The 13,673-nt window shown below is 41.9% G+C and carries 16 protein-coding genes and 1 pseudogene; 11 read left to right on the forward strand and 6 right to left on the reverse strand.

The annotated features are described in order from the left end of the window. The first annotated feature begins 29 nt into the window (after positions 1–29). Positions 30–728, forward strand: a complete 699-nt coding sequence (gene radC, locus FTU66_RS12570; protein ID WP_154321040.1) for a DNA repair protein RadC — start codon at positions 30–32, stop codon at positions 726–728. 68 nt (positions 729–796) lie between these two features. Continuing rightward, on the forward strand, positions 797–1,705 hold the full coding sequence (locus FTU66_RS12575; protein ID WP_154321041.1) for a bestrophin family protein: 909 nt from the start codon (positions 797–799) through the stop codon (positions 1,703–1,705). Positions 1,706–1,810: 105 nt separating this feature from the next. Here the strand turns inward: FTU66_RS12575 and FTU66_RS12580 are convergent, their stop codons facing one another. Further along, a complete protein-coding gene (locus FTU66_RS12580; RefSeq protein WP_180112898.1) occupies positions 1,811–2,665 on the reverse strand; it encodes a PHP domain-containing protein in 855 nt (284 codons plus the stop codon). A 45-nt stretch (positions 2,666–2,710) separates the two neighbouring features. On the opposite strand from FTU66_RS12580, the gene FTU66_RS12585 reads away from it, so the two are divergent. From FTU66_RS12585 to mnmC, 4 genes are read left to right on the forward strand one after another with little or no spacing between them, the layout of a single operon-like run. Continuing rightward, positions 2,711–3,322: a septation protein IspZ gene (locus FTU66_RS12585; protein ID WP_004976239.1), complete on the forward strand. Its 612-nt coding sequence runs from the start codon at positions 2,711–2,713 to the stop codon at positions 3,320–3,322. 29 nt (positions 3,323–3,351) lie between these two features. Next, on the forward strand, positions 3,352–3,654 hold the full coding sequence (locus FTU66_RS12590) for a YciI family protein (protein WP_004976238.1): 303 nt from the start codon (positions 3,352–3,354) through the stop codon (positions 3,652–3,654). Between the two features lie 5 nt (positions 3,655–3,659). Next, a complete protein-coding gene (locus FTU66_RS12595; protein ID WP_180112899.1) occupies positions 3,660–4,115 on the forward strand; it encodes a hypothetical protein in 456 nt (151 codons plus the stop codon). Between the two features lie 37 nt (positions 4,116–4,152). Continuing rightward, complete coding sequence (gene mnmC, locus FTU66_RS12600; protein WP_180112900.1) at positions 4,153–6,054, forward strand: FAD-dependent 5-carboxymethylaminomethyl-2-thiouridine(34) oxidoreductase MnmC; 1,902 nt, start codon at positions 4,153–4,155, stop codon at positions 6,052–6,054. Between the two features lie 79 nt (positions 6,055–6,133). Here the strand turns inward: mnmC and FTU66_RS12605 are convergent, their stop codons facing one another. Further along, complete coding sequence (locus tag FTU66_RS12605; RefSeq protein ID WP_004976235.1) at positions 6,134–6,448, reverse strand: rhodanese-like domain-containing protein; 315 nt, start codon at positions 6,446–6,448, stop codon at positions 6,134–6,136. 92 nt (positions 6,449–6,540) lie between these two features. On the opposite strand from FTU66_RS12605, the gene FTU66_RS12610 reads away from it, so the two are divergent. Beyond that, complete coding sequence (locus tag FTU66_RS12610) at positions 6,541–7,029, forward strand: YajQ family cyclic di-GMP-binding protein (protein ID WP_004976234.1); 489 nt, start codon at positions 6,541–6,543, stop codon at positions 7,027–7,029. Positions 7,030–7,041: 12 nt separating this feature from the next. Further along, the gene (locus FTU66_RS12615) at positions 7,042–7,551 is read left to right on the forward strand and encodes a DUF4442 domain-containing protein (protein ID WP_104853054.1); all 510 of its coding nucleotides are present in this window, start codon (positions 7,042–7,044) and stop codon (positions 7,549–7,551) included. Between the two features lie 79 nt (positions 7,552–7,630). Here FTU66_RS12615 and FTU66_RS12620 read toward each other — a convergent pair whose 3' ends face one another. The 3 genes from FTU66_RS12620 to FTU66_RS12630 form a co-directional block, all read right to left on the reverse strand. Next, positions 7,631–8,008 carry an acyl-CoA thioesterase gene (locus FTU66_RS12620; protein ID WP_228748483.1) on the reverse strand — a complete coding sequence of 126 codons (378 nt, stop codon included), beginning with the start codon at positions 8,006–8,008 and terminating at the stop codon, positions 7,631–7,633. Positions 8,009–8,104: 96 nt separating this feature from the next. Continuing rightward, positions 8,105–8,536 carry a thioredoxin TrxC gene (gene trxC, locus FTU66_RS12625; protein WP_104853053.1) on the reverse strand — a complete coding sequence of 144 codons (432 nt, stop codon included), beginning with the start codon at positions 8,534–8,536 and terminating at the stop codon, positions 8,105–8,107. Next, positions 8,537–9,433 carry an alpha/beta hydrolase gene (locus FTU66_RS12630; RefSeq protein ID WP_180112901.1) on the reverse strand — a complete coding sequence of 299 codons (897 nt, stop codon included), beginning with the start codon at positions 9,431–9,433 and terminating at the stop codon, positions 8,537–8,539. It lies immediately after the preceding gene. 123 nt (positions 9,434–9,556) lie between these two features. On the opposite strand from FTU66_RS12630, the gene FTU66_RS12635 reads away from it, so the two are divergent. Beyond that, a complete protein-coding gene (locus tag FTU66_RS12635; RefSeq protein WP_178867982.1) occupies positions 9,557–9,892 on the forward strand; it encodes a TIGR01244 family sulfur transferase in 336 nt (111 codons plus the stop codon). Then, positions 9,885–10,307 (forward strand): annotated as a pseudogene (locus FTU66_RS12640) (beta-lactamase hydrolase domain-containing protein). Before FTU66_RS12635 ends, FTU66_RS12640 begins: the two are co-directional and overlap by 8 nt. 150 nt (positions 10,308–10,457) lie before the next feature. On the opposite strand, the gene FTU66_RS12645 reads toward FTU66_RS12640, so the two are convergent. Continuing rightward, positions 10,458–11,915 (reverse strand): Ig-like domain-containing protein, encoded by a 1,458-nt coding sequence (locus FTU66_RS12645; RefSeq protein ID WP_096902419.1) that lies wholly within the window; start codon positions 11,913–11,915, stop codon positions 10,458–10,460. Between the two features lie 160 nt (positions 11,916–12,075). On the opposite strand from FTU66_RS12645, the gene FTU66_RS12650 reads away from it, so the two are divergent. Further along, positions 12,076–13,455: a dihydrolipoyl dehydrogenase gene (locus FTU66_RS12650; protein ID WP_180112902.1), complete on the forward strand. Its 1,380-nt coding sequence runs from the start codon at positions 12,076–12,078 to the stop codon at positions 13,453–13,455. Positions 13,456–13,673 lie beyond the last annotated feature (218 nt).

A 13,673-nucleotide genomic window follows, 5' to 3' on the forward strand; every position in this document is an offset into this window, starting at 1 on the left:
CAAATTTAGAATAAAAAAGTCAAATAACAATGCATTTATCTATTAAACATTGGCCTGAACAAGAACGGCCACGTGAGCGTCTGATTCAAAATGGTGCTGCAAGTTTGTCCGATGCCGAACTACTGGCTATTTTCCTGCGCTCAGGCTCGCAACAACATTCTGCGGTGGAGTTGGCACGATTGCTAATTCAGCATTTTGGCAATCTCACTACTTTACTCGATGCACCCATTGCCGAGTTGTGTCAATTTCACGGCATGGGTAACAGTAAATATTCACAGCTCATGGCAGTCAAAGAACTCGGACGGCGTTATGTGGCTGAACATTTAAAACAAGATGCGCTAGAGCTTAGCAACTCCAAACGTTTGATGGAGTATTTGCGTTTTGAACTTTTGGGCGAAACCCAAGAAGTGTTTGCGGTACTTTGTCTAGATGCCTGTTTACGCAAAATCAGCTTTAAAAAATTATTTTATGGTGCATTAAATTCGTGTGAAATTTCCATTAATCAATTGCTACGTTTTGCGATTAGTCAACATGCCACAGCGATTGTGATTGCACACAATCATCCTTTCGGCTTACCACAACCTTCACCTGCAGATTTAGTCCTGACGCAGCAGATTCAGCAAGCCTGTCAGTTGCTAGAGCTGCGTTTGATCGATCACTGTATCATCTCAAGTGAAGGTAATTTTTCCTTTGCCGAACAACAACTGCTTAAATTTGAGCACACTTAAAATTTGTATATTGACAAAGCCTGCACAAGCACAGAAGATCATCAAAAAATTGTGATGATTCTAATAAAATGATAGTCGATCAACCCAGTGTATTTAACTTACTGTTTTCTTGGCGGGGCACGATTTTACCGAAGGTCTTACCGCCTTTGGGCTTGGTGATGTTGATCTCCACCATTATTGGCGGTTTGTCTTATATTGGTTATTTTCATTTTCCAGAATTGCCTTTGGTTGGCTTTACTTTAATTGGGGTGGTGCTGTCGATTTTTTTGGGCTTTAAAAACTCTGCCTGTTATGACCGTTGGTGGGAGGCACGTAAACTTTGGGGCATGCTGATTGCCAACGCGCGCCACTTTGACCGCGACTGCCGTATACTTAGTCAAGCACGACGTGAACGCGTCATTCAGCACGTCATTGTATTTGCCAATGTCTTGCGCGACCGCCTGCGTCATCAAACTGCCAATCCAACCGAGTTAATTCAAACCAGTGGCATGAGTCAGCAAGCAATTACCCAACTGTATCAACAAGCCAATGCGCCGCAATACACGCTCAGTTTGATTCAATGGGAGTTAATGCAAGCACTTAAAGAGGGCGAAATTTCCGATATTATTTACACACAAATGAATCAACACGTCACAGAGCTGAGTTTGGTACTCACGGGTTGTGACCGTATTGCTACCACACCGCTCCCTTTTGCGTATTCAGTCCTACTTAACCGAACAGTGTACTTTTTCTGTTTTATGTTGCCCTTTAGTTTAGGGTCTACACTCGGATTGGCGACTCCGCTTTTGGTCGGTATTTTGGCTTATACTTTTTTAGGTCTGGATGCGCTCAGTTCTGAAATTGAAGAACCTTTTGGCACGCAAAGCAATGACTTACCTTTAGATGCCATGGTAAGAACCATTGAAATTGAATTATTGGGTACGTTGGGTAAACCAACGCCACCACCAATTCAGGCACAGGACAATAATTTGCTTTAGACCCTCTTCCCAACCTTCTCCCAGAGGGAGAAGGAGTTTTTATCCTTTCTAAATTTTAATAATGGATATCACATCTGCTTATATGAGAAGGTTGGGATGAGGGAGTTACTCAACAAAACTCTCCCAAATCCCAATTTGACCATCTTTCACCCGCGGAATATTGCCCAATTTAATCCACGGCATATTTTCACCATGAAAATCACTGCCGACAGATACTTTTAGACCATGTTCAGCAATCATGCGATCCACCATTTGACGGGTCGATGCAGGGTCAATATTAGGCGGCAATTCCACAGCATCCCCCCCATATTTGGCAAAAATTTCAATCAAATAACGAATATTGGTGGCAGATAAATCATAACGGGTTGGATGCGCCAACACGGCAAAACCCTGACTGTCATGAATTACCCGAATCGTATCTTCCAAACTCAAGCCATCAAATTTCACATAAGCCTTTTTGCCTTCTTTGATGTATTTATCAAATGCTTGCTGCACACGCGTTACAATGCCTTTTTCCTGTAAAGTTTTGGCAATGTGTGTGCGAGTAATCCGATCTGCTACGCCATCAACTTTAAGAAGCACATCGTTATAAATATCTTGTCCAATCAGCGGAGTGAGTAAATCACAAATTTGTTTGGCACGTTCTGCACGAATTTGTTTTTGCTGTTCCAGCAGCGCCTGTAAAGGTGCAGGATTTTGCATGTTTAGCGCCACCACATGCACGCTATAGCTTTTTTTAGTGGCAGGACGTGACCATTGACTGGAAATTTCCACTCCCGAAATAATCTTTAAATCTTGCCCCTGAGCCGCTTGCTCTGCCAAAGCCAGCCCATCCATTGTGTCATGATCAGTCAATGCCAAGGTATGAATGCCCTGCTGAATTGCCGCAGACACCAATTCTCCAGGTGACAAAGTTCCATCAGAAATATTACTGTGTGTATGTAAATCTACGCCGTGCATCACTTATACTATGTCATTTATTTGATCAGATTTAGATACTCTAACATGAAAGCACTTTTAGACTTTGTGCCCCTCATTATTTTCTTTTATTTATACAAAACTGTAGATCCAAAAGATACTAATCATCAATTACTACAACTGATCGGCTCTGCAGGCGGTGTCGATAACAACCATATTTTGGTGGCCACCACAGGTCTGATCATCTCGATGTTAGTGGTGTACGGCGCATTGTTCATCATGCAAAAATTCCGTTTAGATAAACAACAGTGGATTGTGCTGTTTATGACCGTAATTTTTGGTGGCGTTACTTTAATGTTAAGCGATGACTTTTATATTCGCCTGAAAGCTGCCATTTTAAACATTGTATTTGCAGGTGCTTTTTTGCTATCACCATGGTTCAGCAAAGACCGTAAACCACTGATTCAACGCTTATTTGGGCCTGTGTTCAACTTGACCGAAGCTGGCTGGAAAAACCTGAATTATACTTGGGCAGCCATGTTTGCAGTCATGTCTTTCCTACACGTATTTTTTGCATTTTTATTTATGGACGGAAAATATTGGGGCGAATTCACTGCTTTTGGTGACATGATTGTGATGTTTTCCTTTATCATTGTGCAGTTTATTGTATTGCGCAAATACTTTAAAACATCTGAATAATTTCTGATCTGCGATATTCGAGAGTAACTATGCCTTTATTTGTTCTGAGTTGTACTGACCGTGAAGGTACACTGGAAAAACGTCTTGCGACCCGTCCTGCACATCTTGCACGTTTGCAACAACTCGATGCCGAAGGTCGCTTAATTGTGGCGGGGGCAATGCCAAAAGACCCAAGCAATCCACAAGCAGGCTTTTATGGCAGCACCATGATTGTCGATTTTGACAGTCGTGAAGCACTCGATGCTTGGCTACAAGATGAACCTTTCTTAAAAGAAGGCGTATATAGCCACATTGACGTTAAGCCATTCAATAAAGCATTCCCTCAAGGATAAGCGCTATGCGTTTCGTTGTTGCCAGTGTTGTTGCTGTTCTGCTCAGTTCACCTGTATATGCAGTTGAGCCAGCCACAACCACACCTACTGCACCTGCTCCTGCTGCTGTGACCAACACGGCAGCTGTAGCAACAGCCAATGGGGTTACTCCTGCACAAGATAAGCCCCTGACTGCAGAACAAATTGCCAAAAATAAAGCCCTTCAGGAAGCTAAAACCAAAGCCTTGATTAAAGATCAGAGCACACGTTTGCAACAAGTTGAACAGGCCAACCTCGATGCTTTGGCACAGAATCAGGAACTGCAACTTAAAAACGATAATTTAGGCGTGCAAGTTCAAGTACTGCAAAGTGAACGCAGTGCGCAAATGTTTTTATACGGTGCTGCAACACTCGCGGTTGGCGTATTGCTCGGCTTCTTAATTGCTAGCTATGTCTATACCAAACGTCGCCGCCAATGGTAAGGTGAGCATTCACCTCTTGATTTAAGGTACTCTGGTTTTGTTTCAGCCTATTCAAACTGCCGAGCTGGATTGGCAACTGGTCGATGGTATTGATGTGCCCATTTCCAAACAATTTGGCGATGTGTATTTCTCTAAAGACAACGGTTTATTAGAAACACGGCATGTGTTTTTACAGGGCAATGACTTACCCATCCGTTTAGCAGCGCTGAATGATTTTGAATATTTTTGTGTAGGCGAAACAGGCTTTGGTACAGGCTTAAATATTTTAGCGCTCTGGCAATTATGGCAACAGGTACGTCCCAATAATCGCAGCCATTTACACGCAATTTCTGTCGAAAAATTTCCACTTTGCAAAGCCGATCTTATACGTGCCTTAGCGGCTTGGCCCGAACTCAGTCATCTGTCTGAACAGCTGATTCAGCAATACCCTGCCGCTATTGCAGGCTGTCATCGTTTAAACTTTCCAGATGAACGCTTTAGCCTAGATTTATGGCTAGGCGATGCTCAGGAAGTTTTTCCTGTCATTGCTAAAACTGCTCCTGTCAATGCGTGGTTTTTAGATGGCTTTGCACCCGCCTGTAACCCCGATATGTGGCAGGAAACCGTGCTCAACCCGATTGTAGCACTGTCCGATTATGGCACGACTTTTGCCTCATTTAGTGTGGCAGGCGTACTCAAACGTGGCTTAAAACAACACGGTATTCACATCACCCGCCCACGCGGTTTTGGGCATAAACGGGAAATGCTGAAAGCCATCTGGCAAGCGCCTGAAATAGAGCCAATATCCGATCAGAACGAAACTCAAATTACAACAAATACCACAACAAGCAACCAACAGCGCCATATTGCGATCATAGGCGCAGGAATTGCGGGTTTAAGCTGTGCGTGGGCATTTTCCCAACGAGGGCATCAAGTCACGCTCTATGACCAAACAGCGCCACTTGCAGGCGGTTCTGGCAATCCTTTGGCACTCTTAAACCCAAAACTTTGCCCAATTCATCAAAGTGCTGATCATTTAATGACTTTGGCATGGCAACATGCTTTAAATCACTATGCCGCATTCAAAGCATTTCGTCCGTTGCAGATTCATCAACTGGCACTTAAACATGCCGATGAATTGCTGGATTTAGCCACACAATACCCAAAAGGTATTTTAGCAGCACAGAGTGCAACCGAACTTACGCCACAAAGCGACTTTGCCAGTTTAAGCTTATTGCAAGCAGGAGCAGTTTCTCCACATCAACTGCGTGATGAAATTCTTGCGCATCCGCACATTCAGTTTCAGCAAGCTCAAATTAAACAAATCACCACGACAGCACAGCAACTGATCTTACACAGCCTAGATACTGAACTTGGAGTGTTTGATCATGTCATCGTCTGTGCAGCGCTGCAAAGCGGTGCTTTTTTTGAGCATTACCCTGTGCTTAAACCCATTCGTGGGCAAGTTAGCTGGGTAAATAATACCGATCAGGCTTTGCCATTATCACAAGCCTATAGCTATGGCGGCTATTGCATGCAGCTCAATGCCGATCAACTGATCTTAGGTGCATCGTTTTATCCAAATCGGGAAGATTGTGACGTCTTGGTAGAAGACCATGTGCATAACTGCGAACTTATCCACAGTGTCTTTCCTACGTATTCCGAAAACTTAGCACCCGTAGACACTTGGCAAGGTCGTGCTTCGCTACGCGCCCAAAGTCAGGATTATTTTCCCCTACTTGGCAAAATGCGTGATGATCAGGAAATTTACAGCTTTGCAGGACTCGGTTCTAAAGGCTTTTTATTTGCTCCGTTGTGCAGTGAAATACTGGCAGCACAAGTTTTAGCGGAAGCATGCCCTGTACCTAAAAACTTACTACAAAAACTGGCAGCTACACGCTTTCAGAAAAAGGTGAAAACCAAGAAGCCTTATTTTAAAGCTCCTCCACCTTCAAGCTAACGCTCGCTTAGAGAAAATAGAAATAAAACGATACCCAACAAAAAAGCGCCTTACGGCGCTTTCTTCATATTGATGATACTTAGTGACCTTGTTCCAAAGGCATGCCTGCGTCGCGCGCAGCACGTGTACCACCCATTAAAACCACATATTCACGTGAGCTGTCCAAACCTTCTAGTTTTTCCGCTGCACGTGGGGCTTTACTTCCGCCACCACATAAAATGTAAATGGGTTGATCCGCCGACACCTGAGTGAGGCTCTCTGCTGATAGATCGTTAATTGGCTGATTCACAGCACCTTTAACATGAGCTTCGGCATAAGCACTTGCATCACGTACATCCCAGATAATCGCGTCAGCTGGGAACTCAAATGTTGTAATTTCTTGTTTACGGATCATTGCGCACTCCTTTGATGTAAAACAACACTTGGCAAATGAAGAAAACATCCCTAGCATCTCAGATATTGTTTCCATTTGCAAAGGTCTTCATTATGCCTTCTTTCGATATTGTTTCTGAATTAGAACTTTTTGAAGTGAATCATGCGGTTCAAAACACACAAAAAGAAATCGGTACTCGTTTCGATTTTCGTGGTCAGGATGTTTCTATCGACCTCAATGAAAAAAACAAAGAGATTAAAATCTCCACTGAAAGTGATTTCCAATGTGAGCAAGTGTATACCATGCTCGAAAATCACTTCTATAAGCGTAAAGTCGACATTCAGGCGCTTGACCCACAAAAAATGACCGCATCAGGTAAAAATGTGATTCAAGTGATCAAACTTAAAGATGGTCTTGACTCAGATACCGCAAAAAAAATTAACAAAGCCATTAAAGACAGTGGCATTAAAGTGCAATCTTCTATTCAGGGTGACAAAATTCGTGTGACCGACAAGAAACGCGACACATTGCAACAAGTCATGGCGTTCTTGAAAGAGCAACAATTTGGTCTGCCACTGCAATTTAACAACTTTAAAGATTAATTTGGGGATGTCATGACACCAACCAATCGCTTAAACAAACTGGTCAAAGCAACATCAAAATTGCCGAAAGGCATTCAAAGCCGCCTTTTGAGTCAAGCCTTTGGTCGTGTCGTGCCGATGGTGGGCACTGCGAAAATTCGCTATCAAGAAGTAACCCCATCGCAAGTGGTGGTCAGTCTTGCCAATCATAAAGCCATGCAAAACCATATTGGACAGGTACATGCCTGTGCTATGGCGCTGCTTGCCGAAACTGCTACAGGTTTTGTAACTGCCATGAATGTGCCTGATAGTGCCATTGTGCTGATTAAAAGCCTGAAAGTGGACTTTAAACGTCCAACTCAAGGTGCAATGACAGCCATTGCCACACTCAGCCCAGAACAGCAACAACTCATGCACAGCACCGACAAAGGTGAAACACTGGTCAATGTCAGTGTGATTGATGAATCAGGCGAAGCTCCGATTCAGTGTGAAATGTTGTGGGCATGGGTGTCAAAAGCACATTTAAAGCAGAAACAAGCCTAACGCCTGTTTCCTCTCCAAGAAAAAATCCCAGCTACTGTGCTGGGATTTTTTTCATTACGATGTTTGACTAGCTTGATACTTATGATGCTTGACTAGCCTGAGCTTCTAAAAACTTCTGTTTGGCTTCTTCAGGAATCTGACGTTTTGAGCCTTTGACATCAACCGCAACAAAGGTAAATACCCCTTCGGTGACGCGTACGGCTTCACGTGAATCGTCATGGCTGTCCCACACTTCAATTTGCATTTGAATTGAAGTATTGCCCACTTTCAAAATTTTGGTGTAGCAACTGATCACATCGCCCACTTTTACAGGCACCAAAAAAGTCATTTGGTTAATGGAAATCGTGGCACAACGTCCTTTACTAAAACGCTCGGCATGAATCGCACCAGCCAAATCCATCTGTGAAACGATCCAGCCTCCAAAGACATCTCCACTCCAGTTGGTATCTGCTGGCATGGCAATTGTTTGTAGGGAAAGCACTCCCTCTGGTTTTGCATGAGAATCTGACACGTTCACTCCGGACATTTGCATTAAATTAGCACGAACAGTGCATTAAGACTGGGCGTTGAGTTGCTGATCCAACCACTGTTGTAATTCAGTCGCTCGTAGCGCGCCGCTTATTCTAGCAATTTCATTGCTTTTATTCATCAATACCAGTGTTGGAATACTGCGCACATGGAATGCACTGCTTAAGCGTGGATTGGCCTCGGTATCAATTTTGGCAAACACCACCTGCGGATTTTGCTTGGCAACTGTTGCAAAATGTGGTGCCATCATCTTGCAAGGACCACACCAGTCCGCCCAAAGATCAATCAGAATAGGTAAGTCACTATTTTGAATAAAATTACTGAAATTTTGCTCATTCAATTCAATGGGTGCAAGCGGAATCAGCGCTTGATGACACTGCCCACATGCAGGATTGGCAGATAATTTATCTTCAGGTACACGGTTTTTTGCACCGCATTCAGGGCATACAATAATCATTTACTGAACTCCAAACAGTTGCTGTAAAAACTCTAATTGGGTCTGAATGACTTTTTTAAACCATTCTCCATGATAAATATCAAAATGTTGCATATCCCACTCTTCATATTGCACATAAGGCGCAATATTGGTGGCCGTTTCACGACTCGATTCAATTGGAATCAGGCTGTCACGCTGTGCAGCAATAAATAACACAGGGATGTTGATTTGCCGCACTTCTTGAATGGGGCGATAACGAATCAAATTAAAAAACACCCGAGCAGGAATTTCCCCACTCCAGTAATGATCGGGGTTCACAATTGACATATAACCTGCATAACTGTCTGTGGTCGGTAAAAAACACAGTTCTTTTTGCGCCACCACTGCAAGCGTTTTGGGCGACATCCCTACCTTTGCTCCCATATAGTCCTGACTGGAGATTTTTAGGGCTTTCGGAAGTTGCTGCAAAGGATATAACTTGGCACTTTCCGCACCATCTACAAAAGGCACTTGTACCATGACCGCGGCAATATTGTGTAAGCGTGAGGCCAAACTCAGCACATATCCGCCACTCAGAGAAGTTCCCCACAGAATCATGCGTTTGGCATCAATCGACTTACGTTCCGCGATATGTGAAATCATGCTGCGCCAGTCGTCTAACTGCGCCTCTATGGATACCAACTCACGTGGACGCCCCGTACTTCCGCCCCAATAGCGATAATCGAATAACACCACGGCATAGCCTGCCTGAGCAAAATGCTGTGCGTATTGCACCAATTTAAAATGACGCAAGGCTGCTAGACCATGCGCCATCAGAATCACCGCGGGTTTTTCTATAGATTTAGGGCGATAAAAGTCTGCAGCAATCACCTCATGATCACTTTTGACATATAAAGGCTCGACCGTATAGGAATGCATAAGCGCTCCATTGCGTTATTTTATCGTTATCATCGTTATAAATATTTCAGAACATTCTGCTCTTGAATCTGCTTAATGCTATCATAAAGCATATTGTCATGAATAAAATGATGGAGTATTCCCATGTCTGAACAAGTCGGTTTTGCGGGTCAAATTGGTCCTGAACATGTGAGCCAAGTTGTAGAAAAAGGCTTTAAATCAATTATTAATAACCGCCCAGATATGGAAGGTGGTGCCGAGCAACCAAGCAGTGCGCAAATTGAAGAAGCTGCACGTGCAGCAGGTTTAGATTATGTCTATCAGCCTGTGGTGTCGGGTCAAATTACTGAAGTAGATGTGCGTACGTTTGCCAATCACTATAACGAATTGCCAAAACCTGTGTTGATGTTCTGCCGCACGGGTAACCGTTCAAACAACTTATTCCAGTTAGCAAAACAAATGGATTTGTTGGATGACTAGATCAATCCTCAAGTATGTATTTTGCTGTGTTCTGATCTGCAGCAGTATCCCGCTGAGTCACGCTCAAAACGATGTTCAGACTTTAAATACCAAAGTCAGTGTTGCAGGTCAGATGAATGCTGCCAAATTTTCACAGTTGATGCGATGAGGTTTTAAATCTGTGATTGTGAACCGCCCTGATCAAGAGATGGGCAATGTAGTCAAGGTGAGTGAATTACGCAATATCGCGGAAAAATCTCAGATCAGTGTGATTTATCAACCTGTCAACAGCGGTAAAATTTCTCAAACAGATATTCTTGAATTCGCCAAATATTATAATGAGCTTCCAAAACCCATTCTGATGATTTGCCGTAGTGGCGCTCGTTCTAGTGCGTTATTTCATCAGGCAAAATCTCAAGGTTTGTTGCATGAATAAAGTTTTATTGGTGGTGATGTGTGTCTTGCTTCTGAGTGCTTGTAGTTCTATGCAAGTACGCCCGACGGTGGGTGTGAGTGTGGGGACTTCTCTTTAATTTTTAAATTGAAATCCCCCATAAAAAACAGCGCCGAAGCGCTGTTTTTTTTATTATTCCCCATCAGAACAATTTAACGATGTTCCATACGGACTTTCCAAATTTGGTGCAATACCATTTTCAATATCTACATCACTGATTAAGTAGCTTAAGCCAAGACTAGTAGAACCATTTATTGATTTACCACTCACAATCGAGTTCGCAAGAATTTGAATATTTAAATATCCTGCATAAATTTTAGGATATTGAATTTTTAAATCAAAGCGTCCATTTGCATCTGTTGTATATTTATTATCAGTAGCGGGTTGATCCTCTGCATTAATAAAAGAAACAACCTGAACTGTCTGTCCTTGCTTCACAGGCTGTAATTGATCAATTTGCTTACCATCAATGTTTACTTTTGTAATTGGAGAAAAACATTGTGTTATTACATCAGGAAGATACTTATCAACCTTACCATCTGGGGGAAGATCTGTATCAAAAAAATTATAATTCCCTTTGTTATAACTTAAAGCATTAACTCCCATTACCACATCTTGATTTGGTAAAGGTTTCCCATCAACATCAGTTACATGTACAGAAATATTTTTGTAATAGTAAACACCTGATGCTGAGTCTTCAATTTTTGTTGGATTATACAAAACAGAAATAGCACCAACAGGCTTAGGAACAGTAGAGCTTACTACATCTAATTTATATGTATAAACTTGAGTTGATTGACCAAAATTAGCTTCTAGCACTAAATCATCTTTGATGAACTGCTCTGCACTATAATCTTTCACTCTTTGCGATTCACTGAAAGATAGCGTATACGTAATTTTCCCATTGCTATCTGTTTGAGTAGCATTTGGTGTGAACTTGACGCCATTTAGAGACGAATTTTTGACTTTTAATGATATAGCTTGATTAGATAAAGTAGCTCCATTAGCATCAACAGCCGTTAAAGTTACTGTTGTTTGATCCCCTCGAACATTGAGTGAAGTTTTTGTCGCATCAAACAGAACAATACTTGTAGTATCAGAACCATTGTTAGTATCAGCACCTGTGACAGAAATTGTTTGTTCTTGGCTTAATGCACCGTTATTTGTTTTAGCTATAATTTTAAAACCATTTTTAATCAAATCAGTCAATGTTGTCGACGTACTTGGAGTCGCTAATACATATACAGCATTTCCAGATTCATTAGTTTTTTGCACAGCTACACTTAAATTACTAACATTATTCGTTGAATCAACAATCATTAAAGTAATATTAGCATCTGGTACTCCCCCTTTGTTTTCATCAAGGGCTCTAACCGTAACAGTAAGTTGACCATTTGTCGCAGCCATAGACAATTTGTCTAATTCAATTTTTAATGCAGACGCAACAACAGCTTGCTCAACAGTCTCACTATCTTCAATTTTATCAGTATCAGCAGCATTGTTATCATAATAACCACCGCCACCACAGCTAGCCAATAGAACCGCTAAAGCCACAGCCGAAAATTTCAAACTAATTTCTTTCTTTTTCATTGAGTTATTCCCCAAATCCCTCTAAAACTACGAGTTAATCAAATACATAATTAATATTGTCAGATATGTAACCATAGTTACTGCTTTATGTAAATAAAAGCATGATAAATGTTTTGCTCGTGTTAGCCTAAATTTATTTATTACATGAAGTAGCTCACAAATGTACGACCTCATTATTATTGGTGCAGGCACCGCAGGCATTAGCGCCTATAAAGAAGCGATTAAATACACCCAAAACCTACTCATCATCAATCACGGTCCATGGGACACCACCTGTGCCCGCGTTGGTTGTATGCCCAGCAAAGTTCTCATCTCTAGTGCCAATCGCATGCACGACATACAACATGCACAAGAAGTTGCACTCACGGTAGATGCAAAAATTGATACATCCCAAATCATGACGCACGTACGTCAATTACGTGATCGTTTTACCCGTGCCACACAAAAAGATGTAGATCGCTGGGAAACATCCCATAAAGTTTCAGGCTTTGCGACTTTTATTGATGCCCATACAATTCAAGTGAATGGACAACAATATCACGCAAAAGCTTTTATTATTGCAGTTGGCTCTACTCCTGCTTATGAGCAAGCATGGAAAGTAAACTTAGGTGAACGCTTAATCACATCAGATCAAATCTTTGAATTAGAGAACTTACCGCAATCTTTGGTCGTCATTGGCAGTGGTGTAATCGCAATCGAGTTAGCTCAAGCTATGCAACGCTTAGGGGTAGAGACCACTATTTTTGCACGTAGTCGTAAAGTTGGTTCACTCAGCAGCCCAGAACTACAAACCATTGCACAAAATACACTTAGTCAAGAATTGAATATCAAATTTGAAACCTTGCCAACACAACTACAAAGAACAGAACAAGGCGTGCAAATTGAATATCAAGAAGATGGACAAACACAGAGCTTAACTGCCGATTATGTATTGGTTGCCACGGGTAGACGCAGCTATTTAGATCAGCTTCAACTTGAAAATATTGATACGAGTTTTAACAACATCAAACAGCTCACAATTGATGCACACACCAAACAACTCAGACGGCATGCTATTTTTATTGTGGGTGATGCACACACTAACACCCCCATTCAACATGAAGCAGCACATGAAGGGCGTGCAGCCGTGCATAATTGTTTAAGCTTTCCAAATATTGAAAATATTAAAACATTAACACCCGTGGGTATTGTGTTTAGCTCACCTGAAATGGCATCTGTAGGACAAAACTATAAACAACTGAAAGATCAAAATATTGCATTTACAACAGGCTTTGTTTCTTATGAAAAACAAGGTCGCGCCTTGGTGCTAGGAAAAAATAAAGGTGCTATTGAAGTTTATATTGATAATAAAAGTCAAAAGTTATTAGGTGCTGAATTATTTGTGGATGCTGCTGAGCACATGGCGCACTTATTGGCTTGGATGATTGATGAAGAACTCACACTTGAGGATATTTTAGATAAACCGTTCTACCATCCAACACTAGAAGAGGGTTTAAGAACAGCACTTAAACATGCACGTCGACAACTACGTGAAATCTAATCAAATTTAGAAAGTATGCTTACTCTTTAAAACCATCCCCTGATGGTTTTATTTTGCCTTCACTTTTTATAGTTTTTAATATTTTCTTTTCTACATAAAAAAACACCCCCAACGCTAGTTGAGGGTGTTTGAATAATGAGCTGGCGATGACTTACTCTCACATGGGTAACCCCACACTACCATCAGCGCGAAGAGGTTTCACTTCTGAGTTCGGGAAG

Origin of the sequence: Acinetobacter sp. YH12131, assembly GCF_013418635.1 — a bacterium.
Taxonomy (GTDB): domain Bacteria; phylum Pseudomonadota; class Gammaproteobacteria; order Pseudomonadales; family Moraxellaceae; genus Acinetobacter; species Acinetobacter towneri.

Excerpts from the sequence above, each read along its gene's own strand:
- radC (WP_154321040.1), top strand. The coding sequence starts at position 30 with ATGCATTTATCTATTAAACATTGGCCTGAACAAGAACGGCCACGTGAG.
- FTU66_RS12575 (WP_154321041.1), top strand. The coding sequence starts at position 797 with ATGATAGTCGATCAACCCAGTGTATTTAACTTACTGTTTTCTTGGCGG.
- FTU66_RS12580 (WP_180112898.1), bottom strand. The coding sequence starts at position 2,665 with ATGCACGGCGTAGATTTACATACACACAGTAATATTTCTGATGGAACT.
- FTU66_RS12585 (WP_004976239.1), top strand. The coding sequence starts at position 2,711 with ATGAAAGCACTTTTAGACTTTGTGCCCCTCATTATTTTCTTTTATTTA.
- FTU66_RS12590 (WP_004976238.1), top strand. The coding sequence starts at position 3,352 with ATGCCTTTATTTGTTCTGAGTTGTACTGACCGTGAAGGTACACTGGAA.
- FTU66_RS12595 (WP_180112899.1), top strand. The coding sequence starts at position 3,660 with ATGCGTTTCGTTGTTGCCAGTGTTGTTGCTGTTCTGCTCAGTTCACCT.
- FTU66_RS12605 (WP_004976235.1), bottom strand. The coding sequence starts at position 6,448 with ATGATCCGTAAACAAGAAATTACAACATTTGAGTTCCCAGCTGACGCG.
- FTU66_RS12610 (WP_004976234.1), top strand. The coding sequence starts at position 6,541 with ATGCCTTCTTTCGATATTGTTTCTGAATTAGAACTTTTTGAAGTGAAT.
- FTU66_RS12615 (WP_104853054.1), top strand. The coding sequence starts at position 7,042 with ATGACACCAACCAATCGCTTAAACAAACTGGTCAAAGCAACATCAAAA.
- FTU66_RS12620 (WP_228748483.1), bottom strand. The coding sequence starts at position 8,008 with ATGCCAGCAGATACCAACTGGAGTGGAGATGTCTTTGGAGGCTGGATC.
- trxC (WP_104853053.1), bottom strand. The coding sequence starts at position 8,536 with ATGATTATTGTATGCCCTGAATGCGGTGCAAAAAACCGTGTACCTGAA.
- FTU66_RS12630 (WP_180112901.1), bottom strand. The coding sequence starts at position 9,433 with ATGCATTCCTATACGGTCGAGCCTTTATATGTCAAAAGTGATCATGAG.
- FTU66_RS12635 (WP_178867982.1), top strand. The coding sequence starts at position 9,557 with ATGTCTGAACAAGTCGGTTTTGCGGGTCAAATTGGTCCTGAACATGTG.
- FTU66_RS12645 (WP_096902419.1), bottom strand. The coding sequence starts at position 11,915 with ATGAAAAAGAAAGAAATTAGTTTGAAATTTTCGGCTGTGGCTTTAGCG.
- FTU66_RS12650 (WP_180112902.1), top strand. The coding sequence starts at position 12,076 with ATGTACGACCTCATTATTATTGGTGCAGGCACCGCAGGCATTAGCGCC.